This is a genomic window from Peribacillus suis, assembly GCF_059384845.1.
Genome location: NZ_CM182019.1, coordinates 928,871 through 951,667, shown reverse-complemented (window position 1 = coordinate 951,667; position 22,797 = coordinate 928,871). Strand labels below are relative to the sequence as shown.

The following is a 22,797-nucleotide window of genomic DNA, read 5'->3' as shown; positions in this document are numbered from 1 at the left end:
CCTAAAGGAGGTTCATTCTATGAATTGGAGAAGCTATATACTACTGGCTGTTCCATTTTTATTACTATCTATTTTCATTGCATTTGTCGTTCCCGAAAAATACAGTCCGTTAGCTTTCATTCCAGTTGGGCTTTTCTGGGTCGTCTACTATATCATCATGTATTTGAATAAGAAGAAAAAGAACCGTTGATCTAGTACGATGGCTCTGCAGGAGCAACGCCCCTTTCTTGACTGCTCTGCATATACTAACCGAAAAACATTCGTGGTGATTGTATGTTCTCGCAATATGTGCAGAAGCTGTTTGGTGGAGCTCCACAAAAGATTCAACCCGTCTTGGATGCCGGGAATTTCGATGCATTGAAATCCAGATTGGAACTCGAGCTTAAGCAGCCTGCGGAAGAATCCATCATTTTCTTTCCTGAAGAATCCTCCCTTATAAAAAACATCCGGGCCGAGACTGCGGACCAGAACCGGAATAACGTGACCAGGACTCAAGCTTACCTTTCCTATTACAAGCGAAACCCCGAGGTGCATTGGTCTTTTTTAGCTCATATGGTTTCTAGGAACGGTGGCTATCATATGACGGACTTGGCCAGTTCTTCCATGACCCATCTTCTCAACAGCGAGGATCGACAAAAATTCTTCCTTTTCCTAGAACGGGCAAATTCGGCCATTTTTGCCGATGCCTTTCCACAGCTCCTTTTATATGAAAAGGCCAAACAAAAAAATATTCCCTTAAGGAAATATTTGCGGATCTTCCATATCTCCAACTTCATGGCCCCCATATGGGAATCCTTTATCCATGAGCCCCATTCTCCACTTTTAACAAACGCCCTCATTATCAATGAACAAAGGATGATGGAAGAACGCGTATTGAAACGCTCCCGTCATGGTGAAATCCTCCGGAGGCTCGATTTCCGGCTACAGGAACTTTTAGGCTTTACGACGGTGCTCTTTCCTTATGCATACCAGAAAAAGCGCTATTCATTAACCGGCCTGACCGTTTCGCGATTTGCTGATCCGCTTCAACGAATCAAGACCGGCAAGACCCTATACCAGCTTCTCTTTCAGCACCCCATGATCCTCCAAGGTGTCGAGCAATTCGCAACCAATCATCCCCACACCGCTTCCCGGGCAGACTATTGGGATGAAGTGTATACCTCTACATCCATTTCCGGCGTGGAATCGAAGGTATACAGCCCAACCCTCCCCACCGCCTGGAGTGATCGTCCGGTTTTCCCTTTGCCCCGGACTGATTGGTTTACGAAAGAAGCCTTCATTTATGATTTACAAGACTTGCCGCTTGTTCAAAAGGTGGACCTGACAAGCAAGGTGTTAGAAAATGTCCAACACTTAAAGACCATCAATGAACTGAAATCTTTCATTTGAATCCATGCCTCTCATTACGAATACAACCCCCATCATTTGGAAACAATGAGTACCAAAAAGAAGGGGAGAAACCAAATGAGAGGCATTGTACTGATAAATCCGAATCACGCCATAGGAGACTTACATCCGAGTGAGAGTTTTGCAATCCAAAAAATCATGACGGACAAGTATATAGAAGAAAAGAATATTTCCCCGGTCATACTGAACCCATATCAGCTCTATCCGTATTACACCATCCCTCATGTACTTCTCTTTAACCTGCAGAATAAACAAGTAAAGCGAATTGATTGCCTTGTCCTGCATTCAATCGAAACAATGGAACGTTTTATCACGATTTATCCTGAAAAGTGGCTTGAACTTTGCGGATATTTCAATGAAGTAATCAGCGTATCCGACCGTATGAGTTATTCGCTAACACCAAAGGGAAAAGAAGCCAATTAGGCATTGCTCGCATTCCGTATATTCCTTATAATTCCTTAAGAAGGGAAATTCGCAGTTAATTTGGCGGCGTTCCAGCCCCCATCTAAAAGGGTACATACTCCCCCTCATCCTCTGCTTCTTTCTTCTCGTCCTCCCGAATTATCCTGTTATTCTCTTATTCTTCCGACCTATTTTTTCTAATTAAATAATTTTATGGAATAACCATAGATATATAGGCTGTTTTTATATATCATTAGATTTAGGAATTTTTTACTTTTGATTAAGAAGGGAATGACCTAAATGAAGAAAGAAAAGAAAAAAAAGAATCCAATTCCTTTCCGACTGAACTTTATGTTCTTTTTCATATTCATATTATTTTCCGCCCTGGTTATAAGGCTGGGTATCGTTCAAATTGTTTATGGAGATAATTATTTACGCGAGGTGGATCGAACCGAAAATGATGTGGTCAACAGCCCCGTTCCCCGTGGTAAAATGTACGACCGGTACTTGAACCCAGTCGTCGATAATGATCCTCTTAATGCGATCACCTATACGAAATATCCAAATACAAAGACAGCAGAAATGCTAGAAACGGCCGAAATCCTCGCTACCTTGATAAAAAAGGATACGAAAAAAATTACGGAGCGGGATAGGAAGGATTTCTGGATCTTAAAAAATCCTAAAAAAGCGGAGGCTTTGATTACAAAAGCGGAACGGAAGAAAGTCGAAGAAAATAAGTGGAAAGAAAAAAAGTTATATGAACTTCAATTAGAGCGAATAACCGAAGAAAACATCAAAGAATTCACCAAGGATGAATTGGAAGTTCTCGCAATTTTTCGAGAGTTTAATAGTGGATACGCACTTACCCCATCCATCGTTAAGAATAAAGGCGTGACCAAAAAAGAATTCGCCAGGGTCAGTGAGCATTTATCCGACCTCCCTGGTGTCGATGTTACGACGGATTGGGATAGGACCTATAAATATGATGAAACGTTGCGGTCGGTACTCGGAAAAGTGTCCTCTTCCGAAGAAGGGCTTCCTAGCGAAAATCTAGACTATTATCTAGCCCGTGACTATACCCGGAATGATCGAGTCGGAAAAAGTTATATTGAGAAACAATATGAAGATGTCCTCCGTGGGAAAAAGGCGAAAGTGGAAAACATCTTAAGTAAAGGCGAAGTGGTTGACACGATTCCCGTGACTGACGGAGAAAGTGGAAAGGACCTGGTCCTGACCATCGATATGGAGCTGCAGCAAATAGTAGACGAAATCATTGAAACGGAGTTAAGAAGAACGAAAGCAAAGGGTAATACATATTTGTTAGATCGTGCCTTCGTCGTTTTAATGGATCCTAATACTGGCGAAGTCCTGGCAATGTCCGGGAAACAATACGGGCACAACGCTAAAACAGGTGTGACCGAGATTAACGATTTTGCCCTTGGAACAATTACCACATCTTATACGATGGGTTCCTCTGTAAAAGGGGCGACGGTTTACACAGGTTTTCAAACAGGGGTCATCTCTCCCGGGACAACCTTGTATGACCAGCCACTTTATCTGGCTGGGGCTAAACCCAAAAAGTCATATAGCAACTTGGGGTATCTATCAGATGTAACTGCATTAAAAAAATCATCGAACGTTTATATGTTCCTAACGGCAATCAAGATTGGCGGGGGTCATTATAGTCCACATCAAAAGTTAGGTCTTAAGAGTGGGTCCTTTACCACACTAAGAAACCATTATGCCCAATTTGGTTTAGGCGTTCGTACGGGCATCGACCTTCCCAATGAATCGGCAGGATTTAAAGGGGTCGATACTTCGACAGATGGATTGCTACTCGATTTATCCATTGGACAGTATGATACCTATACACCGATGCAATTGGCACAGTACGTATCGACGATTGCTAATGGTGGACAAAGACTTGAGCCTCATGTCGTTAAGGAAATCAGGAATCCTTCCGATAAGCATGGGGAATTGGGATCTGTATTTCAATCGGTGAGTCCGAAAGTTTTAAACGATCTGGGCGGGGAAGAAATTTGGATTCAACGTGTCCAAGAAGGCTTTAGACAGGTTGCACAGGAACCTGGTGGAACGGCATATAGTGCTTTTGCCGGCAAGTCATACCGCCCGGCTGCGAAAACAGGGACGGCCCAGGCCTTTTATGACGGGCCTCGAAGAAATGAATATAGCGAACCCGAACCAACTATCAATCTAACGCTTGTAGGCTACGCCCCACACAATAAACCAGAAGTGGCGTTTTCCGTCGTAGCACCATGGGTTTACCAAGGTTCCGCCGCAGATGATATCAACAAGCGGATTGGTGAAAGGGCGATGGATGCTTATTTCAAATTAAAGGAAAAAAGATTAAAAGGAGATACAGAGAAAGACAAGGCGGTTGATTCAAATCCCGAGTGATCCAAATCGGGTGAATCGACAAAAATGGCCTGCTCATCCGAGCAGGCCATTTCATTTTCATACTTAATACTATAGCTTTTGGACGAACTCTTTATAAAGGGCCCGTAGCGCATCTCCCCTGCTAATTATCCCGACAACCTTATTATGTTCATCCACCACCGGGATTTTCTTGAAGTGGTGTTTAGATATAACCTTTATCAAATCAGACAATGGATCTTCCGGGGATAACTTCGTGATTTTCTTATTCTTAATAATTTGCGAGACTTTATCATTCATTTTAGAGGCGACCTTTTCGTCCAGGTTTTCGCCAGGCAAAATCGTGATGTACGTGTAATATCCCTTGACGGATTCTTCCGCGGGTGCCAGGTAACGTAAAATATCTCCATCCGATACCATCCCTAGAAGCTTATCCTGATCATCGACCACAGGAACCCCACCAACCTTATTTTCTATAAAGAGCCCCATGATTTCCTTTAATGTAAAATTCGGGCGAGCCACATATACCTCTTTGATCATATAATCCTTGACTAACATCCAACCACCCCTTTTATTAAGTTGATTTTCCATTTCCAATATCTATATTTTCACTTACTTTCCATTTAATCATACCATTAAAAAACATTGGTACTTGTGCATTCTTTGTCAATTTTTCTACTTTCATCTGCCCCACCCTCTTATTGGATAATCAGCCCCCTCTTTTTCCGTAAAACAAATCATTGAATAATATTGGAAGATTGGATGAATTTCTTTTACAATGAAAATAAGATAAGAATGGAGGATAAACAATGAATAATCATGAAATAGATTACAAATTACACGGGGATGACATGCAGTTTGTCGAGGTCGAATTGGATCCCAAAGAAACGGTGATTGCCGAAGCAGGCAGTTTAATGATGATGGAAGATCAAATCAAAATGGAAACGATCTTTGGCGATGGGTCATCTAGCAGTGATGGAGGGATGATGGGAAAACTTTTTGGTGCCGGTAAAAGGCTGCTTACAGGCGAGAGCTTATTCATGACCACCTTTACCAATGAAAGTCATGAAAAAAGGCATGTTTCTTTCGCCTCCCCTTATCCAGGTAAGATCATCCCTATGGACTTGAGTGAGCTCGGCGGAAAAATCATTTGTCAAAAAGATGCTTTTTTAGCGGCAGCGAAAGGTGTATCGGTTGGAATCGAATTTCAGAGGAAAATTGGGACAGGCTTTTTCGGTGGTGAAGGGTTCATCATGCAAAAACTCGAAGGAGACGGAATGACTTTTGTCCATGCAGGGGGTACGATCCACCAAAAGGAATTGGCCCCAGGTGAGGTACTCCGTGTGGATACCGGCTGTCTAGTCGCCATGACCAGCGGGGTGGATTATAACATCGAATTCGTCAAAGGTGTAAAAACTGCGCTATTCGGCGGAGAAGGTCTTTTCTTTGCGACATTGAAGGGTCCTGGAACCGTCTGGATTCAATCCCTTCCGTTCAGCCGCCTGGCCAGCCGTGTGTTTGCTGCGATGCCACAAAATGGCGGGTCATCCGATGAAGGAAGCATAGCAAAAGGCTTGTTCGGCTTATTCAACGATAAATAATTGATGCAGTCTGTGGCCGGCAGGCTTTTCGGCCACAGATATCATCTAGCAGAAAAGGGTGGAATCGACATGCAGCTTGTTAAATGGTCCTACATGAGACGATACAATATCAAAGCGATTTTTGACCAATACCCCAACTCCCCCGTCATCTTCAGAAAAATAAGAGAGTACTATTTTGTTTACACCATTCAGTGGACACCTGCCGATGAGCCTGTTGGCAGAAACGAACTCGAACAAATGGAACGACTGCTTAACCGGGAGCTCGGAACCGAATGGCAATACCTCTACCGTAAAAAATGACATTCATTCTACTTATCTTGTCAGTGGCTTTCATATTGAATGGTTCTCCGTATCAAGTCGGTTTCTAACAAATCTTTAGTGCATGTTCACCTTTCACCTTGTAGACACATTCTTCCCATCATTTCGAATACTCTGACCCATAATATTTTAGTAGTGTTCATGATTCATGTATGATAGAAGAAAAGCATGGTTTACTCTTGGAGATTAAGGTGTAAAAAACTTTATATTGGAGGAATGTAAACATGGACTTAATAAAACACATATTTTCCTTAGGCATAGGTGCTGCTGCAGCAACGAAAGAGCAGATTGAGAAAACGGTGGATACCCTGGTAAAAAAAGGCGATATCAGTAAAGAAGAATCAAAGGACCTTATTAAACAGTGGGTAGAAAAAGGAGAACAGGCCCAAAAGCAAATCGATGATTCAGTCAAAGTGAAAGTCAACCAGGCTTTGAATGGCCTCAATTTGGCCACAAGAGAAGAAGTTCAGGCATTAGAGCGCCGGATAGCTGCTTTAGAACAAAAAAACCAATCCATACAACCTTGATCTGGAGGAAAATGAATGTTTGGCAAGCGATTGAAACATGCACATCGGTATCAGGAAATCACGAATGCCTTTTTAAAAAACGGCATGGGTTATTTCATCTATCGATTGGGATTATCTGATGGAAAATCCACATCGAAAGTCGCACCCGAAGAAAACCTGAACCTGCGGTCGATCGGGGAACGGCTACATAAGATATTACAAAGTTTAGGCCCGACTTTCATCAAGCTTGGTCAGATTGCCAGTACCAGACGTGACATTGTACCGGAAGAAATTGTCCGCGAGCTAGAGAAGCTCCAGGATCAGGTCACACCTTTCCCTTTTGAAAAAGCACGCCAGATTGTTGAAGCTGAATTGGGGGATTCCTTGGAAAGCCTTTTTCTTGAATTTCAAGAAACCCCTCTTGCGACCGCTTCAATCGGTCAGGTCCACGTTGCTCGGCTTCACTCACAGGAAGTGGTCGCCATCAAGGTCCAACGACCCGACATTTTGCCAAACGTGGAAACGGATTTGGAAATCCTCGATGATTTGACCAGGCTTATGGAAGCCCGGATACCTTGGGCAAGGCGATATCAAATCAGAAAAATGATTGATGAGTTCGCTAAGTCTCTACGAGCTGAACTCGATTATAATTCAGAAGGGCGGAACGGAGAAAGGATAGCCAAGCAATTCATCGACAATCAAGGTATCAAGATACCGAAGATCCACTGGGATTACTCAACCAAAAAGGTCCTGACGATGGACTTCATCAAAGGCATAAAGATCAATCATTACAAACAGCTTGATGAAGAAGGATATGATCGCAGGATAATCGCGGATAGATTAGCCAATTCCATTCTTCAGCAGATTTTGATTGATGGTTTTTATCACGGTGACCCTCATCCAGGGAATATCGTCATCTTACCTGGGAATGTAGTGTCTCTGATGGATTTCGGTATGGTCGGCCGTCTTGAGGAAGAGATGAAGTATCAGTTTGCTTCCCTTGTCATAAATCTAAAGCGAGGAAGCACCACTGGATTGATCAATACCCTTTCCAATATGGGACTTCTCACGGACGAAACGGATATGTCTTCGTTACGATATGATATTGATGAATTGCGGAATAAATATTATGACATCCCCTTGAGCCAGATAAGCTTGGGTGGTGCAGTCAATGATCTGTTTTCCGTGGCCAATGAACACAAGGTCATGATTCCACCCGAATTCACGATGCTTGGCAAGGCTTTGCTCACCATGGAAGCCATCGTCGAAGAATTGGACCCGAACTTCAGTATCATGAAAGCCGCAGAACCTTTTGGTGAAAGGCTATTGAAAGAGCGTTTCCATCCTAAGAACCTTGCAAAGAAAACATGGAATCAATTTATTGAATCCGCAGAAGCAATTTCCGAGCTTCCTAAGGATATAAGGGACGTTTCAGATATCATCAAAAAAGGAAAGTTACGGTTGGACATCAACATCCCCGAACTCCAGGTTTTCTTACATAAACTTGATCAAATCTCGAATCGGCTGTCTTTCAGTATAATCCTGTTGGCCTTTAGCATCATCATGGTCGGTCTAATCGTCGGCTCTGCCATTGCCGGCCAAGCAAACATCCTTTGGAATATACCGGCCATCGAAATCGGGTTTGTCGTCGCAACCCTCATGTTCTTATTGATGATCTATACCATCTTTAGATCGGGGAGAATGTAGTTTCATCATGAAAAAAGAGAAAATCCCTTCTTGGCATTTTCTCTTTTTTTCATGGACATTCACAAATTCGCCTGCCCACTCACTGGTTATGTGTGCGTCTGTCATATGATACGGCATAGGCGCTATGACGGAAATTCAAGATGGGATCTTCCGAACACTCAATCCCATCCGTCACATTCGTTGGATCGAACCGGATTGCCTCATTCTGCGAGTCCAATTTACCTGTGATGGATAACTTCCCAACCGTAATGATTTGACTATCTTCCGGCCATACGACGGTAGGATCATCAGTCGGGGCATTTTCCTTACCGATTTGAATGTTTAAATTAAAGCTGGCTGGTCCTCGTTTCAGCCTTTCTTCCATGTCTTCAGTCAAGAAATCTGGTGGAAGCTTGGCCAATTCATCCTTTTCCAGCATACTTAACCCGGCATCCGGCTCCCACTGATATTTGATGGCCTGGCGCTTCCCATTTTCATTCACGAAATAATAGGCGTGTATGGAAAAGTATCGTGCCATTGTATAACTGGCAGGGGAACGCATTTCTTTAATCATCTGTAGACCCGCTTTGCTTTCAGGGTATTTCATCGCAATCGTTGCGAGTTCTTTCAAATTCGGGAAACCATCTTTGGCCGATTTGACAAACTCAAGAATCTCAACAAACGCTTCTGGTTTTTTCGCGAAGAACAAAGGAATCGTCACAGCAATAAGATCTGTTTCCTCCCCATCAGGCAAATGGAACTTGACAGCCATCCCTTTTACGGGAGAATGGGCATCCGTATGATTGGGGTTCGGGGAACTATTGGAGAATCGGATGGTGGCCTTAACTGCCTGATTCTGAAGATGTGGTGCGTCAGTTAACAATGCGGCTTGACCATTTGGGGTAAACACGCCCTCATAGTAATTCCCCCTCGCATGAGCTCGACGATTACCCGGAAACGTACCCACGACTTTTTCAATGGCATCCACCGCCTGATTAGCTAATTCGGGTTTTGCCTTTTCATTTTCCACGTTCATCACCCTTCTTTCCGCTAAAGTTATCTTTTACCAGTACCCTCAATCTCGATTGTCTATTCCATATAAAACGCAGGATAACACATCGTCCTTCTCTTTATTTCCATATGCAGATATTTTTAACGTGAAAACGACAAAAACGCCTGAAAGAATCCAAGCGCTGCCGTTTTTCCATAAGGGTTTTATAAAAGGGCTTCAATATCCTGTTCCATATCAAATGGGGCTTCTACCGATTCAAAACGCTTCACGACATTCCCTTCGCGGTCGATAAGGAACTTCGTGAAGTTCCACTTAATTGAATCATCTATCAAAAACTCTGGATGCTCCGCTTGCAATTTTGCATGCAGCATTCTTCCGCCTGGCTTATCGACAAGTCCCGTAAATGGCGCATTCATTGTTAAATAGTGAAATAATGGATGTGCCTGGCTTCCCCTGACATCCACTTTACTGAATAGTGGGAAATTCACGCCGTAATTCAACTGACAAAATGTTTCCACTTCTTGGTTTTGACCTGGTTCCTGTTCTCCAAACTGGTTACAAGGAAAGCCAAGAATGTTCAATCCTTTATCTTTATATCGGTCATAAAGCTTTTGTAAATCCTCGTATTGCGGGGTAAACCCACATTTACTTGCCGTATTGACGACGATAAGGACCTCACCTTTATACTTCTCTAAAGAAACTTCCTGTCCATTGATTCGCTCTGCAGAAAATTCATAAATCCCCACTCTTCATTCCCCCTTATATTTCTATCTAGAATTATACGATAGGAATAGAAGGAACAAAAGAAATAAGCTTAAATGCCCATGACTAATTACTTATAAATACCTTCATTCAACATATACGGCAGTTCCATAGGCAATGATTTCACAAGCGTTCTGCATGATAGCGGATGTTTCAAGGCGCATCGCAACGATGGCATTCGCTCCTTTTTCCTTCGCCTCATCCACCATTCTGCCAATGGCCTTTTGCCTAGCTTCCTTCATCATTTCCGTATACTCGGAAATTTCCCCACCGACAATGGTCCGCAAACCCGCCATAATATCTTTCCCGATATGCTTTGATTGGACCGAGTTCCCTTTAACGAGTCCCTTCAGTTCCTTTATTTCTTTACCTGGCACTTCATTAGTAGTCACGATAATCATTGAGCTCATCCTCTTCCCGTTTTCTTATTTTTTTTACGATTAAATAAAAAATTAGCGGAACCGGTGCTTGAATCAAACCAAGAATGCCCCATAACCAATGATTGAAACCATTCTTCTTTGCATCGGTGAATAAATATATGCTTTGGGCCAACAAGATAAGCCCACACATAATCAATACATACATCTGCATTCTATCCATGACTGCTTTCCACCTTCCTTTTTACATAAAACGTATATATGCCGATGAAAATCACGCTCAACACTTGTAATGTGAGAAATACTTCAGGTTGATGAAATAAAGATAGAAACAAGAAGCAGAGAATGAGAGCAGCCGTCACTAGAAACATAAGCACTTCTTTCCGCCATTCCCTTCTGGATTTTTGACGCTTTCGTTTAATGGTTTGCTCAAAAAAAGATACTTGTGGGACATCGATGGAAATCGTATCGTCAAATTCCTCCAAGCTTTTCTTGATTTGACTAACCGTCTCTTGATCACTCTTGTCTGAGTGGTTTTGATAAACCGGATGGTTCTTTTTCATCGTTACTGACCAACTCCTTTCTAATCTTCTTTAATCCAATATGGACACGTGACTTCACGGTACCTTCTGGTATCTTGATGATTTTCGCAATCTCTTCGTAAGAAAATCCGTAATAATGCTTCAAGATGATTGGAATTCGCAGATCATCCTCTACATTCCCCAATGCTTCCATTACATCATCCCATGCTTGATTGTTGGCCTGCGTCTCCCATTTGAGCTTTCTGACCGATTGTTCTTGTCTTAACCAGGACTCTTCTCGCTTCTCCTTCCGCTTCTGATCCAAGTAAACCCGAGTCGCAATGGAAATCAGCCATGTGGAAAACTTGGAAGTCCCTTTGTACCTTGAAAGATTCTCGATGGCCTTAGAAAAGGTTTCCTGAGCTACATCTTCTGAAGTTTGTAAATCATAAGTCAATTTAAGCAAGTATTTTAGCAGAAAAGGATACGTGTTTTGAAATAGTGAGGCTAACGCCTGATCATCCCCCTTTTTCGCCGCTTTAATCAGCTCCCGTTCTTCCATCTATCATCACCTGCTCCCTGATCCTTAGCTTGTTACTTATATGACGGTTAAGGAAATGAATTCGTTCACTGACTTGTAAAAAAATTTTTCATTCAGAAAGTCTCTCTACTTCAGAAAGAATTACATGCGTCACCGTCGATGCAAAAGGAATGGCGAGATTAATGAATTCTTCCACTCTTTGAAGGCTTTCACAGCGAATTTTGAGCATGAAACAAGCCTTTCCTGCGATTCGATAGCAAAATTCCACATTTTCTTGACCCAAGATAAACTTTCTGAATCGGTCATATTCCCCATTTTTCACCGTCGCTTCAATCATGCATTCTATCGGAAAGCCCATTTTTTTATAATCAATCTCGGCTCCATAACCCTTGATGATACCAAAAGACTCCATTTGCCGGACACGTTCTGTAACGGCGGGTGCTGACATCTCCACTTTCTTTGCCAATTCTCTCATGGAAACCCTGCTATCATTCTTCAGTACGGCTAAAATGCTGCGGTCTTTATCGTCTAATTTCATATGAATACTATTCTCCTTATTTTCCATTCATCTAGTATTTTTTTGTTCCTATCACTTTTCATATGCGATTAATTTTTCATTTCTTCTAGATTATGATTATCTCAAAGGGGAGATATCGATGCCAAGAATTAAAAGTTCACAATTTGGAACAAGTCCATTTCAGCAATTGTTTCATAACGAAGGAATTGCGCATAATTGGAATGACCTCTCAGAAACCATTTCTGCTGATGGAGTGCTTACAAAGCAATTGAAGGAAAATGTCAGAAGAATTCTAGCCTATGGAAATGGCTGTGCGTACTGTCAGGCCAAAGGCATTCCAATGGCACCGGCCGATATAAAAGAAAGCTACGCAATCGCCTTTGCAGAGGTATTTTTATTGCAACGCGAGAAAACAGAAGAACGTTTTTTTGTAGTATTAAAGGAAGTATTCAGCGACGAAGAAATATCAGAATTAATAGCCTTCATTTGTTTTTCCACTGCACAACAATACTTCGGGGCCATGATGGGATTAAAATAACGTCTGCATTCAGTCACAATTTCTGGGATTTGCAGTTGATTCGTACATGCGTTGAATATAGTGTAAGAAGGTACACACCGTTTCGCTATACATATATAAAAGCAGAGTGAATTCACTCTGCTTTTATATTCATTCTCGTTTTACATCAATTAATCTTCTACATGATCCATAACCAGAGTCCATACATCACTTTGTGACATTTCGTTAGTCCATATCATTTCATTTTTGATACCTAGATAATCATTCGGCTTCCACCAAGCAAGTAAAGACTCTTCTCCAAACACCATCTTTTTTGAACGAGAGTTGTGACGTTTGACGGTTTCTTCAAAGGATAAATCAAAATAACAAATTAAAACCTTTCCGTTATAGAACCGTATTAAGTGATGTAGCATATCACCATAAAGATCTTTATGTAAGATTCCTTCCAAAATGACATATTCACATTTTCCTTTTCCGTATTCCGTAATTTGACGGATCAAATCAATTGAAAGGTTGCCTTCTCTATCACGAACATTCAACATGTCCCGGCGAACAGTATCCTGAGAAACCAATAGGGTACCTATTCCTAACTGATTTTGAAGGCTCTTTGCTATCGTTGTTTTTCCACTGCCAGAGTTCCCTCGTATGATGATTAGCTTCGATTTCATGGTCTCCCCCCATAACCTTGCGCTCTTTATATAAACCCCGATAGTTAGCAAGACATTTTCTCGGATTGAAGTTGAACCTGTACCGTTTAGAAAAGGTAAATGGAACAAGAAGTTCCTTGTTCCATTCCTTACTTGCTTAATTACTTCGCTTGATCCTTCATCATCACAGTAGCTTCTGGCGCCTTTTCATGGATGAACTTCGGTATGATGGCCATATATAGAAAGCCTACGAAGATCAGACACCCTCCCACTACCCAATATAACGTTTCTACTGCTATGTAGGTGGGGAATCCAACGGCTATCAAGAATAACGTGATTGATTGCGATAACATCACCAAGGGGTTGATCCATCCTTGGACCCTCCCCATCATTTTGGGAGCAACGAGGCTTGGCAGCCACCCGCCAAGGGACACATTAAGTATGGGAAGCGATAGAGCCACGATAGCTAACCCAATCATATATTGCAGGGTTGTTTCGACAAGGCCACTGGCCACCGTGCCCACTCCCGATATCAGCAAGCCTACGACCATCATATGATGAAGCTTCATTTTTTTGGCCAGTACCGAAGCTAAGATGCTTCCCAGCAATACTCCAGTCCCGAAAATGACACCAAAGATGACGGCATACTTTTCATAATCAACAGGTTCAAGTTTGTACTTCAAGATAAAAACCTGCATCACGGAAAATCCACCATTCACAATCCCAAATACTAGAAAACCGCTGATTAACGTGAACAATAGCTTATACTGCCATATATATTGCCAGCCAATTTTAAAATCTGCCCAAACGCCTGTTACACTCAGTTCCTTCAAATTGTAAACTCCATTCGGCTGTCTGACTTCTTTTGAAATCCGACAGGAACGGATCAAGAAACCACTGATTATAAATCCGCTCACATCGAAGATAATGGCTCCCTCGATGCCGACTGACCAATAGATAAAAATGCCGATTCCGTTTCCGAAAAGCATGAACAGACTCGATACCATCTGATTTAAACCAGCCGCCATCGTATAATCCTCTTTAGGCAAAATGCCTTGAATCAACGCTGACTCCGCTGGCACAAAGAAATTCCTGACGGCACTTCTCAGAAAAATGACGGCAAACGATACCATGAGAGCATCTAGCTCTAACGAAAGTAAGAATAAAACAGACAACCCTGCGCAAATCCAATCACAATACAAAGCAATCTTTTGCCTGTCCAATCTATCAGCAAAAACCCCCACCAGTAAGAAAACAGCAAGGGTAGGCAAAGAATACATTAATTCCGTAACCGTCGCATAAATCGGCTGATTGGTGAAGCGGTCCAGTAAATAAAACATAAATGCAGTCATGCCGATGGTCCCGCCCATTTGTGATGTTACGTTCGCTAAAAATAATTTCGTATAATTTCGATTGTTAAAAAGTTTTATCTTTCTATCCCCCTTCATCCGACTTTCTGGTTAATTTTACCCAAAAATTCCAATTCAAGAAAGAGAAATCAATGAATTATTTTTCAAATGTGCCCTTCACCATCGCTTTGCCCTCACTGACCATAATCTGACCCATTGCGATGACGGTATCTATTTCAAAGGTCTCTTTTTTCAAAATCAGTATATCTGCGTCCCTTTCCGTTTCCACCCGTCCTTTATTAGTTAGCTTCAAAATATTCGCGGGATTTTCCGTGACCACACGGATGGAATCCTCTATCGAAACTCCATCATCGATAATCGCATCGACAACCGATTCATACAGCGACATGCAGGTCCCCATACTCAGTCCGGATATATTTCCGTTGCCATCAAATGCCGGAAGGCTAGCCTGTCCATCTGATGTAAGCGTGATGTTGCGGATATCAACACCTTCGTCGAGGGCTCTCCTTATTGCCGTGCTTGCTTTTACTTCCCCTTCATCCAGGAATTTTTGAATGGTACTTGTCGTGAAATCGATGTACCCGCCTTTTTTGGCAAATTGTATCCCGGCCTCAAACAAATGCGGGTTCCGGTTCATATGTGTAGGGTAGAACTGTGTAATCGGTATTTCCGTCGTCCTGACGACTTCCTCGATTACCTGTACATGATCCAGGCTATCCCCGACATGTATATTAACGATACCGGCTTTCCCGGACAAAAGTCCTCCATTCCTGGCCTGCGACGCAAGTTTTGCAAGCTCTGCCACGGTTGGCTGTGAAGAACGGTGATCGGCAATGGCAATTTCACCAACTCCAATGATTTTATCCACTAAGATTAAATCATCTTCAATCTTGTCCATTAGGGTCTTCACCGGGACTTGGTACGAACCTGTTTGAACGAAGCAACTAATCCCTTCTTCTTCTAGGGCCCTCGCTTTAGCAAGCAAGTCCGGCATCGTCCTTGTCGTTCCATCCGTGCCAATGACCCCGACTAATGTCGTGATACCGGCTAGCGTCGCGTCGGTCAACTGAATTTCTGGCGTTCTTGTTTTGAATCCCCCTTCACCGCCGCCACCGATGATATGAACATGTGCATCGATAAAACCTGGTACAATGATTCGACCGTTCGCGTCAATCACTTGCATTTCAACGAAATTGGCAGGGACGTCGATTTTATCCTCGATGAAGCCAATTTGTTTTCCGACCAACAAAACGTCTTTCTTACCTATGTATTCCGGCGTATAAACCTCACCATTCTTTATCAGTGTCAGCATAGGGCCAAACTCCCTCCAAGTTTAAATATTCTAATAGGTTTCAAAACGATATACGCGGGTAAATATACACCATAACCCAATTACATGAATTCAAAAGAACTTAACTTAGTTTTTCTATCTTATAAGTATTACGGCACAAACATTTAATTATATAAAAATTAAAGGAGTAAACAACCATGAACAAAGTAATTTCTGCTGATATTAAAACAAATACACGATTATCCATGCGTCAAATCATGAACTTATACCAAGTGACAAAAGAATTCAAAGGAAACATCTACTTTATCTGCAATCATAAAATGGTCGATGCCACAAAACTTTCAACATTTGTATCATTCGTTCTCATTCTACAAGAGTGTGTGGATATGAAAGTGATCCTAGAAGGACAAAATGTACATGCAATGCTGGAAAAGGTTCAGGCCATTTGTAAAGAAAATGATGAAAAAATAGGATTTCACTCCAACCAAACCGTTGGGATTTAATATACGAAAAAAAAATTACATATAAATGAGGTGTATAGATATGAGAACCATTTTAATGATTATCGGGGCTATCGTCGTTATCGGTTTAGTTGTAAATTTCATCTTTTAATGAGGGAAAAAAAGCTGTCAATAATGACAGCTTTTTTTCATTTACTGGGAATATATCATCACCAAGGAAAATCCCATGTTTTCCACTTACCAAGCCCCTCCTTGATTTCATTCCCCTTATCAATCCAATATTGCTTCCTTTCCTCTTCTTCTTCCTTTTCCTGCTGTTCTGCTATCAATGGTCCGATGTCTTCTGCATGAAATGATTCAGCCGTTTCGTTCTGTAAGGCCTGAGCCATGATTTTTTGAAAGATGAGTGTACTTCCCTGGCTGCTGTTAGTGGTTAAATAATGTTCTTTATCCGTTTTATCGTAGCCAGCCCATACAGCTCCTACTAAAGAAGGGGTGTATCCCACGAACCATTGATCCTTCACACCTGATATGCCTTCGATCGGGACCTGTGTGGATCCTGTCTTTCCTGCGATTTCATAGCCAGAGACCGCGGCATTTTTAGCCGTTCCATAGTTAACTGTCCCAAGAAGCATCGCATTCATCTTATCGACGACATCCTTCGAAGCCACCTTTGTCTTCTTTTCCTTCCAGGCTGCTATTTCTTTCCCATCCGTGTCTTCTATTTTTATAATGGCATGCGCTTCGTTTCGCTTTCCTTCATTTGCAAACGCCGCATAAGCTCCTGCCATTTGGAGTGGGGACACCCCTTTATCCATCCCGCCTAAGGCTATCGATAGATTTCGGTCATTTTTTTTGTCATAAGGAATCCCAAACCGTTTGAGCGCATCCAGCCCCTTGTCGATTCCAATTTCATTCAGGAGCCAAACGGTTGGTACATTCAAGGAATTCATCACGGCTTCATACATTGGGACCTCCCCTTTATAAGTGCCGCTCAAATTCGATGGTTCATAATTCCCGAACTCCATCTTCTCGTCTTTTAAAGAGTCGGTCATTTCATATCCTTCTTCAATTGCCGGTGTATAAACAGCGAGCGGTTTAATCGACGAACCAGGAGATCTTTTCAGTTGCGTCGCCCGATTATATCCCATGAATTGATGCTCGCCCCTCCCCCCAACAAGTGCCTTAATGCCGCCTGTTTTAGGATGAAGAAGGACCGTCCCACTTTGCACCAATATGTCATTGCTTGTCCCAGAAGGGAAATTGGCATCCTGACTATAGACTGATTCGGCAGCCTGCTGCATCGGTTGATCTAATGTGGTATATATTTTATAGCCCCTAGTGAGTAATTGCTGGAGCTCCAATCCATACATGGTGGAGGCTTCAGATAGGACATGGTCTATATAATAAGGATACTTCCCTTTTAAAGGATCTGTATCTTCACCTAACTGTAGTGATACTTCATCCTTTTTGGCAGAAGCCGCTTCCTCTTCGGTCAAATATCCGTGTTCGGTCATTCTAGACAGTACCAAATCCCGTCGTTTAACCGCCCCTTCTGGATTTTTGTACGGATCAAGCTTGGAAGGCAAGTTAATGACCCCAGCAAGCAAAGCCCCTTCGGCGACGGTTAACTCAGAAACATCTTTTGAAAAATATATGTTCGCTGCCTTTTTGAGTCCCCATGCTCCATGTCCAAAATAAACTTGATTCACATACATTTCCAAAATTTCATCCTTTGTATACGTACGTTCCAATTCTTGAGCGATGAAAAACTCTTCTATCTTTCTTTTCAAGGTCCGATCTGATTCAAGCATGGTGATTTTTACAAGTTGTTGGGTAAGTGTGCTCCCACCTTCAACAACGCTTTTCGCCTTGACATTTTTCACCATCGCACGCATGATCGCTTGATAATCTATGCCATGATGTTCATAAAAACGGTGATCCTCAATGGATACGACCGCTTGAATGAGATGTTCCGGGATCTCCTCTATCGCGACGCCTTCCGATTTATTAGCCGTGACGGTACTGGCTAAGTTCCCATCCTCGTCATAAATCTTGGTCGGTTGCTGAAGTTGATCCTGGAGATTGCTTATATCCACAGTTTGTTTAAAATATATGAACAAACCGGCTCCCACTACGACAATGATTGATATAATTATAAGACCTATTTTCAATAACGCTCTCATTTGTACCCCCATTTTCCCAGATGCGACATGCTCCATTAAAAATATTTTGCCCTTTTTATGAAAGAAAACTCTTGCAATGGCTAAAAGGGAAAACAAATTCCACAACATTTTTCCCCTTATCCTTTTCCATACAAAGTGCCTACAATATTTCTCCCTTTCATGCCTAGTCTTTTCTTTTTCCATACCCTTTACCCACATTTATAAATCAATATACACCTGAAAAAGGCATGAAACCAATAAAAACGGGTATATAACCTATAATGACAAATTATGGGGAGAGATGATCTTAGATGAAACAATTAAAACGTATCGTCGCCGCTTATGATGGAAATGAAGAGAGCAACCGCGCAGTGGAATATGGAGCTTCATTAAAAAAGGCCTTTCCGGAAGCTGAATTGACCATTGTTCAAGTTCTGAATCCAAAAGGTGAAAGCCGCATCATCGAGAGTGCATCCGCTCCTGGGTTCGTACCGGCAGCAGGATTTTATGTCGACCCTTCACAAACGCATCCCGTAACAGAAGTAGAACAACAAAGTCAAATGCACATGAACGATACTCCCACCGTTCATGAAAACAATGTGAGGATGGCTGAAAGCAATATGATGAGGTTGCTCAGTGAATGCCAGGTTAATGGAAATATCGAGATTTTAGAGGGAAATGCCACGGATAGCATATGTGACTATGCAAAGCGGGCGAACGCCGATTTAATCATCGTCGGCAACAGTGCAAAAAGCGGCCTGGAAAAGTTCTTCCTCGGAAGCACCAGCAGTTCCATAGCCAAGCAGGCACCATGCTCGGTATTTATTGCAAAATAATGGAGAAAAGGGCCGGCTCATAATCGAGCCGGCCCTTTTAAAAGGTCTGTCTTTAGATGGCTTTCTTCAACAAGACATTCGAAGCAGCCGAATAGAGCACCATTACCACGATTGCTGATAAAATAAAACTAAACAGCATATATGTCCCATTGTAAATCAAGGAATAGAGGACGACTGGTTGCCCGTCTGGCGCATATTCCCCAAAGAAAACGATACCTGCTGTAAAATGGCAAAGAAACCTCAGGAAGCTCCCCACAAACATGCCACAAACCGCATATATATCCCCTCTTAACCGTTTTCCCCCTTTACGGTTATTCACAAATTTATTCATGAACAACCCGGATAATCCCACGGCGGTAAAAGCAAGGAAATATTCGATAAATCCTTGAAGCGGCGTTGCCAGAAATGCCAAACCAGTGGCAATCTGTAAAAGCCCCAATAGTAAACCGGTGGCCATTCCGCCCTTGATTCCCCAACGATAGGCCATTAAGAATATCGGTACCATGGCAATGGAAATCGATCCCCCCTGTGGCCATATCCTTGCAAAGACAAAACCGGATACTATATCCAGCAGTAATGCCAATGCAGAAAAAATCGCGACCTCTGTCATGAATAATGTTTTATGTTTCATCATCTCTCACCCTTCTCCACGTGCAAAAGTGCCCATGAGTCCCGTGTCGCTTTTTCGGCATGCAAAAAAGCAACACCAGGGCGGTAATGGATGCCCAGTATTGCTATCCAAAACCACATCCCTACGCTAGTACTAACTAACAGGTTCATAGGGTCTGAACTCAACCGTTCACTCTCAGCCATCTTGGCTCCCCTTGTGGAAGTATTTAATTTTTGTTCCTCGGTTAGAATATACTACTAGTTTCTCTAATTGACAAGTAAATAACACTATTATATCCACGAGCGTTTTTCCCTATTACTGGTTATATTTTTTCATCCAGCCAACTTCTTTACATGGCCTCAATACACATGCCATATGCCAAGTTAGATGGATAAAGACGACAATTTTTCTATAGACTCACTAGGGTTCAATTTGATATCTTTATAAAGGTTATTTTGCACGAGGGGGAAAAGACATGGATAAACATTCAATTTCTGCTGAAAAGGGCGCCTATATCAGTATAGCCGCATACATATTCTTGTCGGCCCTCAAATTAACGTTTGGTTACTTTGGAGACTCGAAAGGACTTTGGGCAGATGGTTTAAACAACACGACCGATATCATTGCCTCTGTCGCTGTATTAATAGGCTTAAAAATATCAAGGCGACCACCTGATAATAATCATTCATACGGTCATCTGAGAGCTGAAACCGTAGCTTCTCTGGTTGCCGCCTTCATTATGATCACCGTCGGATTACAGGTCATATACAGCGCCATCGAATCATTCTTTTCGCAGGACGCGACAGTTGTACCAAATATGTTCACAGCTTATGTCGCTTTATTCTCCGCCATCTTCATGTACGGGGTTTATCGTTACAACTTGGCTTTAAGCAAAAAAATAAACAGCGCCTCCATCCATGCTGTCGCACAGGACAACCGTTCTGATGCTCTTGTCAGTATCGGTGCTTTCGTAGGTATTATCGGTACCACAATCGGCATAGACTGGTTGGATGCGGTTGCGGCTTTAGTGGTAGGTCTGATGATCTGCAAAACGGCTTGGGATATTTTCCACGACGCTTCACTTTCCTTGACCGACGGTTTCGATGAACAGCATCTCCAACAAATAGGTCAAACCATCCTGTTGACGGATGGGGTGAAAGACATGAGTGAAATTAAAGCTCGGATGCATGGGAATGAAATTCTGGTTGAAACAACCGTGCATGTCAATCCGCTCTTGACCGTCATCCAAAGTCATGACATTACAGTGAAAGTTGAAGAAAACTTATTAAAGGAACATGACATCAAACATGTCATTGTCCATATCGAACCCTATACATTTCAAAAAAAAGGTACCCGTCAATAATGAACGGTGCCTTTTTTATATGTGTAAACCCCCTATTAATACAATGTTTACCTAATATAAACAAAGCCTTTCCCCTTTTACCAATCATTTACCGCATGAATGAGTATTTAAAGAACGCTTTCAATCTGTTATTATTAAAACCATATATTACATTTTGGAATTATATTCTAATTCATTCATAATTAAGTAAGATAAATTCATTTTCCTACACATGGAGGGCAAAATGGTATTGAATCGAGAAATGACTCTTCACTTCCTATCTTCTCATAAAACTACTATCCTTACCGAATGGAAAGAGCGATTAAAGCATTTATCAGATGGCTATATAGAATATTTTGAAGAAGAAATAGAAAAAATTCTAAATTCACTGATGAAACAACTGAAAAATACAGATACTAACATAGATGATATGCTGAAGGATTTAGGGGAAAAGATTTCAGCCGGCCGGGTTAAACAGCATTTGAATATGGATATGTTCTTTTCCATAACCTCTACCGGAAGATCGATCATCATTGATCAATTTCTCGCTTACGAAGCCATCAAAGGAGAACTATCTGCGGTTATCCACCAAATAAATGCGTACTTCGATAAACTCATTTATTTCGCTTTATCCAGTTATACCGATTTAAAGACGAAGCAGATTGCGGAGCAATATCAGCTGATCAATCCAAATCATAAAGACCGTTTGACCCTTTTAGGCCAGATGACATCAAGTTTTGTCCATGAGTTCCGGAATCCCCTTACTTCCATCATGGGTTTCATTCAATTATTACAAGCCGAACAGCCAGAGATTAAGTATCTGGACATCATTTCAAAGGAATTGGATCAGCTTAATTATCGGATTACACAATTTCTTAACCTTTCCAAGAGGGAAACGGATACTACACAAAATGAAATATTTCCAATCGCCCCCCTGGTAGATGAAGTGATTGAATTCCTATACCCTAGCATCTTGGAAGTAAATGCTACCGTCTCCTGTAATATCGAGGGCGATGCCCAGTTGGCCGGCTCCAAGGAGGAATTCAGGCAAGTATTACTCAATATCATATTGAATGCCCTGGATGTGGTTACGGAAACGCCAAATCCATCCATAGACATTTCCGGTTCGGTCGCATCAGGTTTCTTAACCTTGAATATTTCTAATAACGGTCCAAAGATACCTTCCGAGGTGCTTCCTAGCATCTTTGAACCCTTCATCACAACGAAAAAAAGGGGCACAGGGTTGGGACTATTCGTTTGCAAGGAAATCATCCTGAAGCATCAGGGCACCTTGACTTGTCATTCAACAGACTTCTTAACTACATTCTCCATACGCGTAAAAACAAAATCATAAGTAAAAGTCACCAAATCAAGGGGATGTAGTGTGTAATTTTTGACTGATTCCCTGGTAGTTCCTTATACTATAATTAGGTGACTTGTATAATCGTGATGAATAAATCTAAAGATTGGTAAATAAAAGCTCGAAGACATTCATTTCAAGATCATTCCATCTA

At 41.9% G+C, this 22,797-nt stretch carries 26 protein-coding genes and 1 riboswitch; of the genes, 13 read left to right on the top strand and 13 right to left on the bottom strand.

Annotated elements, in window-relative coordinates; all coding sequences use genetic code 11:
• Window positions 1-19: 19 nt before the first annotated feature.
• The 4 genes from AC503W_RS04690 (at window position 20) to AC503W_RS04675 (ending at window position 4,227) form a co-directional block, all read left to right on the top strand.
• A complete protein-coding gene (locus tag AC503W_RS04690; RefSeq protein WP_402867658.1) occupies window positions 20-190 on the top strand; it encodes a hypothetical protein in 171 nt (56 codons plus the stop codon).
• 83 nt (window positions 191-273) lie between these two features.
• Window positions 274-1,389 carry a DUF2515 family protein gene (locus AC503W_RS04685; RefSeq protein ID WP_494916261.1) on the top strand — a complete coding sequence of 372 codons (1,116 nt, stop codon included), beginning with the start codon at window positions 274-276 and terminating at the stop codon, window positions 1,387-1,389.
• Window positions 1,390-1,464: 75 nt separating this feature from the next.
• Complete coding sequence (locus tag AC503W_RS04680) at window positions 1,465-1,830, top strand: hypothetical protein (protein WP_494916256.1); 366 nt, start codon at window positions 1,465-1,467, stop codon at window positions 1,828-1,830.
• Between the two features lie 279 nt (window positions 1,831-2,109).
• Window positions 2,110-4,227 (top strand): peptidoglycan D,D-transpeptidase FtsI family protein, encoded by a 2,118-nt coding sequence (locus AC503W_RS04675; protein WP_494916254.1) that lies wholly within the window; start codon window positions 2,110-2,112, stop codon window positions 4,225-4,227.
• Window positions 4,228-4,296: 69 nt separating this feature from the next.
• Here AC503W_RS04675 and AC503W_RS04670 read toward each other — a convergent pair whose 3' ends face one another.
• Window positions 4,297-4,761 (bottom strand): CBS domain-containing protein, encoded by a 465-nt coding sequence (locus AC503W_RS04670; RefSeq protein WP_402955599.1) that lies wholly within the window; start codon window positions 4,759-4,761, stop codon window positions 4,297-4,299.
• Window positions 4,762-5,012: 251 nt separating this feature from the next.
• Between AC503W_RS04670 and AC503W_RS04665 the strand changes: the two genes are divergently transcribed.
• The 4 genes from AC503W_RS04665 to AC503W_RS04650 all read left to right on the top strand — a co-directional run bounded on the left by AC503W_RS04665 (window position 5,013) and on the right by AC503W_RS04650 (window position 8,335).
• Window positions 5,013-5,804 (top strand): TIGR00266 family protein, encoded by a 792-nt coding sequence (locus AC503W_RS04665; protein WP_402867653.1) that lies wholly within the window; start codon window positions 5,013-5,015, stop codon window positions 5,802-5,804.
• A 69-nt stretch (window positions 5,805-5,873) separates the two neighbouring features.
• Window positions 5,874-6,104, top strand: coding sequence for a protein YuzH (locus tag AC503W_RS04660; RefSeq protein WP_494916249.1), 231 nt, complete (start codon window positions 5,874-5,876; stop codon window positions 6,102-6,104).
• A gap of 242 nt (window positions 6,105-6,346) precedes the next feature.
• Window positions 6,347-6,649 (top strand): phasin family protein, encoded by a 303-nt coding sequence (locus tag AC503W_RS04655; RefSeq protein ID WP_494916246.1) that lies wholly within the window; start codon window positions 6,347-6,349, stop codon window positions 6,647-6,649.
• A gap of 15 nt (window positions 6,650-6,664) precedes the next feature.
• Window positions 6,665-8,335: an ABC1 kinase family protein gene (locus AC503W_RS04650; protein WP_402955590.1), complete on the top strand. Its 1,671-nt coding sequence runs from the start codon at window positions 6,665-6,667 to the stop codon at window positions 8,333-8,335.
• A 79-nt stretch (window positions 8,336-8,414) separates the two neighbouring features.
• Here AC503W_RS04650 and AC503W_RS04645 read toward each other — a convergent pair whose 3' ends face one another.
• The 7 genes from AC503W_RS04645 to AC503W_RS04615 form a co-directional block, all read right to left on the bottom strand.
• Complete coding sequence (locus AC503W_RS04645) at window positions 8,415-9,344, bottom strand: catalase family peroxidase (RefSeq protein WP_407407178.1); 930 nt, start codon at window positions 9,342-9,344, stop codon at window positions 8,415-8,417.
• 185 nt (window positions 9,345-9,529) lie between these two features.
• Window positions 9,530-10,072, bottom strand: a complete 543-nt coding sequence (locus tag AC503W_RS04640) for a glutathione peroxidase (RefSeq protein ID WP_402955584.1) — start codon at window positions 10,070-10,072, stop codon at window positions 9,530-9,532.
• A 102-nt stretch (window positions 10,073-10,174) separates the two neighbouring features.
• Window positions 10,175-10,489, bottom strand: coding sequence for a YbjQ family protein (locus tag AC503W_RS04635; protein ID WP_402867647.1), 315 nt, complete (start codon window positions 10,487-10,489; stop codon window positions 10,175-10,177).
• Complete coding sequence (locus AC503W_RS04630; protein WP_402955581.1) at window positions 10,470-10,688, bottom strand: sigma-Y antisigma factor component; 219 nt, start codon at window positions 10,686-10,688, stop codon at window positions 10,470-10,472. Before AC503W_RS04630 ends, AC503W_RS04635 begins: the two co-directional genes overlap by 20 nt.
• Window positions 10,681-11,028, bottom strand: a complete 348-nt coding sequence (locus AC503W_RS04625) for a YxlC family protein (RefSeq protein WP_407407175.1) — start codon at window positions 11,026-11,028, stop codon at window positions 10,681-10,683. Before AC503W_RS04625 ends, AC503W_RS04630 begins: the two co-directional genes overlap by 8 nt.
• Window positions 10,982-11,548: an RNA polymerase sigma factor SigY gene (sigY, locus tag AC503W_RS04620; protein ID WP_402867644.1), complete on the bottom strand. Its 567-nt coding sequence runs from the start codon at window positions 11,546-11,548 to the stop codon at window positions 10,982-10,984. Before sigY ends, AC503W_RS04625 begins: the two co-directional genes overlap by 47 nt.
• Window positions 11,549-11,636: 88 nt before the next feature.
• A complete protein-coding gene (locus AC503W_RS04615) occupies window positions 11,637-12,065 on the bottom strand; it encodes an Lrp/AsnC family transcriptional regulator (protein WP_402955571.1) in 429 nt (142 codons plus the stop codon).
• A 118-nt stretch (window positions 12,066-12,183) separates the two neighbouring features.
• On the opposite strand from AC503W_RS04615, the gene AC503W_RS04610 reads away from it, so the two are divergent.
• Window positions 12,184-12,582, top strand: coding sequence for a carboxymuconolactone decarboxylase family protein (locus AC503W_RS04610; RefSeq protein ID WP_494916238.1), 399 nt, complete (start codon window positions 12,184-12,186; stop codon window positions 12,580-12,582).
• Window positions 12,583-12,731: 149 nt separating this feature from the next.
• Here the strand turns inward: AC503W_RS04610 and AC503W_RS04605 are convergent, their stop codons facing one another.
• The 3 genes from AC503W_RS04605 to iadA form a co-directional block, all read right to left on the bottom strand.
• The gene (locus tag AC503W_RS04605) at window positions 12,732-13,229 is read right to left on the bottom strand and encodes a kinase (RefSeq protein WP_494916237.1); all 498 of its coding nucleotides are present in this window, start codon (window positions 13,227-13,229) and stop codon (window positions 12,732-12,734) included.
• A 140-nt stretch (window positions 13,230-13,369) separates the two neighbouring features.
• Window positions 13,370-14,656 (bottom strand): MFS transporter, encoded by a 1,287-nt coding sequence (locus AC503W_RS04600; RefSeq protein ID WP_494916235.1) that lies wholly within the window; start codon window positions 14,654-14,656, stop codon window positions 13,370-13,372.
• A 58-nt stretch (window positions 14,657-14,714) separates the two neighbouring features.
• Window positions 14,715-15,890: a beta-aspartyl-peptidase gene (gene iadA / locus AC503W_RS04595; protein WP_494916233.1), complete on the bottom strand. Its 1,176-nt coding sequence runs from the start codon at window positions 15,888-15,890 to the stop codon at window positions 14,715-14,717.
• Between the two features lie 176 nt (window positions 15,891-16,066).
• Between iadA and AC503W_RS04590 the strand changes: the two genes are divergently transcribed.
• Window positions 16,067-16,372, top strand: coding sequence for a hypothetical protein (locus tag AC503W_RS04590; RefSeq protein WP_402867639.1), 306 nt, complete (start codon window positions 16,067-16,069; stop codon window positions 16,370-16,372).
• A 167-nt stretch (window positions 16,373-16,539) separates the two neighbouring features.
• Here the strand turns inward: AC503W_RS04590 and AC503W_RS04585 are convergent, their stop codons facing one another.
• A complete protein-coding gene (locus AC503W_RS04585; RefSeq protein ID WP_403079792.1) occupies window positions 16,540-18,516 on the bottom strand; it encodes a transglycosylase domain-containing protein in 1,977 nt (658 codons plus the stop codon).
• 290 nt (window positions 18,517-18,806) lie between these two features.
• Here AC503W_RS04585 and AC503W_RS04580 point away from each other — a divergent pair, with 290 nt between their 5' ends.
• Entirely contained in the window at window positions 18,807-19,331 is a 525-nt protein-coding gene (locus AC503W_RS04580) for a universal stress protein (protein WP_402867637.1), read from the top strand.
• A gap of 52 nt (window positions 19,332-19,383) precedes the next feature.
• Here the strand turns inward: AC503W_RS04580 and thiT are convergent, their stop codons facing one another.
• A complete protein-coding gene (gene thiT / locus AC503W_RS04575) occupies window positions 19,384-19,965 on the bottom strand; it encodes an energy-coupled thiamine transporter ThiT (RefSeq protein WP_402867636.1) in 582 nt (193 codons plus the stop codon).
• 98 nt (window positions 19,966-20,063) lie between these two features.
• Window positions 20,064-20,166, bottom strand: a riboswitch (TPP riboswitch).
• 250 nt (window positions 20,167-20,416) lie between these two features.
• Between thiT and AC503W_RS04570 the strand changes: the two genes are divergently transcribed.
• Window positions 20,417-21,304, top strand: coding sequence for a cation diffusion facilitator family transporter (locus AC503W_RS04570; protein WP_402990265.1), 888 nt, complete (start codon window positions 20,417-20,419; stop codon window positions 21,302-21,304).
• 223 nt (window positions 21,305-21,527) lie between these two features.
• Window positions 21,528-22,637 carry a histidine kinase N-terminal domain-containing protein gene (locus AC503W_RS04565; protein ID WP_494916231.1) on the top strand — a complete coding sequence of 370 codons (1,110 nt, stop codon included), beginning with the start codon at window positions 21,528-21,530 and terminating at the stop codon, window positions 22,635-22,637.
• The last annotated feature ends 160 nt before the right edge of the window (window positions 22,638-22,797 follow it).

What these genes read in the sequence shown, in the direction of transcription:
- AC503W_RS04690 (WP_402867658.1), top strand. Translation starts at nt 20, where the DNA reads ATGAATTGGAGAAGCTATATACTACTGGCTGTTCCATTTTTATTACTA.
- AC503W_RS04685 (WP_494916261.1), top strand. Translation starts at nt 274, where the DNA reads ATGTTCTCGCAATATGTGCAGAAGCTGTTTGGTGGAGCTCCACAAAAG.
- AC503W_RS04680 (WP_494916256.1), top strand. Translation starts at nt 1,465, where the DNA reads ATGAGAGGCATTGTACTGATAAATCCGAATCACGCCATAGGAGACTTA.
- AC503W_RS04675 (WP_494916254.1), top strand. Translation starts at nt 2,110, where the DNA reads ATGAAGAAAGAAAAGAAAAAAAAGAATCCAATTCCTTTCCGACTGAAC.
- AC503W_RS04670 (WP_402955599.1), bottom strand. Translation starts at nt 4,761, where the DNA reads ATGTTAGTCAAGGATTATATGATCAAAGAGGTATATGTGGCTCGCCCG.
- AC503W_RS04665 (WP_402867653.1), top strand. Translation starts at nt 5,013, where the DNA reads ATGAATAATCATGAAATAGATTACAAATTACACGGGGATGACATGCAG.
- AC503W_RS04660 (WP_494916249.1), top strand. Translation starts at nt 5,874, where the DNA reads ATGCAGCTTGTTAAATGGTCCTACATGAGACGATACAATATCAAAGCG.
- AC503W_RS04655 (WP_494916246.1), top strand. Translation starts at nt 6,347, where the DNA reads ATGGACTTAATAAAACACATATTTTCCTTAGGCATAGGTGCTGCTGCA.
- AC503W_RS04650 (WP_402955590.1), top strand. Translation starts at nt 6,665, where the DNA reads ATGTTTGGCAAGCGATTGAAACATGCACATCGGTATCAGGAAATCACG.
- AC503W_RS04635 (WP_402867647.1), bottom strand. Translation starts at nt 10,489, where the DNA reads ATGATTATCGTGACTACTAATGAAGTGCCAGGTAAAGAAATAAAGGAA.
- AC503W_RS04630 (WP_402955581.1), bottom strand. Translation starts at nt 10,688, where the DNA reads ATGGATAGAATGCAGATGTATGTATTGATTATGTGTGGGCTTATCTTG.
- AC503W_RS04625 (WP_407407175.1), bottom strand. Translation starts at nt 11,028, where the DNA reads ATGAAAAAGAACCATCCGGTTTATCAAAACCACTCAGACAAGAGTGAT.
- sigY (WP_402867644.1), bottom strand. Translation starts at nt 11,548, where the DNA reads ATGGAAGAACGGGAGCTGATTAAAGCGGCGAAAAAGGGGGATGATCAG.
- AC503W_RS04615 (WP_402955571.1), bottom strand. Translation starts at nt 12,065, where the DNA reads ATGAAATTAGACGATAAAGACCGCAGCATTTTAGCCGTACTGAAGAAT.
- AC503W_RS04610 (WP_494916238.1), top strand. Translation starts at nt 12,184, where the DNA reads ATGCCAAGAATTAAAAGTTCACAATTTGGAACAAGTCCATTTCAGCAA.
- AC503W_RS04605 (WP_494916237.1), bottom strand. Translation starts at nt 13,229, where the DNA reads ATGAAATCGAAGCTAATCATCATACGAGGGAACTCTGGCAGTGGAAAA.
- AC503W_RS04600 (WP_494916235.1), bottom strand. Translation starts at nt 14,656, where the DNA reads ATGAAGGGGGATAGAAAGATAAAACTTTTTAACAATCGAAATTATACG.
- iadA (WP_494916233.1), bottom strand. Translation starts at nt 15,890, where the DNA reads ATGCTGACACTGATAAAGAATGGTGAGGTTTATACGCCGGAATACATA.
- AC503W_RS04590 (WP_402867639.1), top strand. Translation starts at nt 16,067, where the DNA reads ATGAACAAAGTAATTTCTGCTGATATTAAAACAAATACACGATTATCC.
- AC503W_RS04585 (WP_403079792.1), bottom strand. Translation starts at nt 18,516, where the DNA reads ATGAGAGCGTTATTGAAAATAGGTCTTATAATTATATCAATCATTGTC.
- AC503W_RS04580 (WP_402867637.1), top strand. Translation starts at nt 18,807, where the DNA reads ATGAAACAATTAAAACGTATCGTCGCCGCTTATGATGGAAATGAAGAG.
- thiT (WP_402867636.1), bottom strand. Translation starts at nt 19,965, where the DNA reads ATGATGAAACATAAAACATTATTCATGACAGAGGTCGCGATTTTTTCT.
- AC503W_RS04570 (WP_402990265.1), top strand. Translation starts at nt 20,417, where the DNA reads ATGGATAAACATTCAATTTCTGCTGAAAAGGGCGCCTATATCAGTATA.
- AC503W_RS04565 (WP_494916231.1), top strand. Translation starts at nt 21,528, where the DNA reads ATGGTATTGAATCGAGAAATGACTCTTCACTTCCTATCTTCTCATAAA.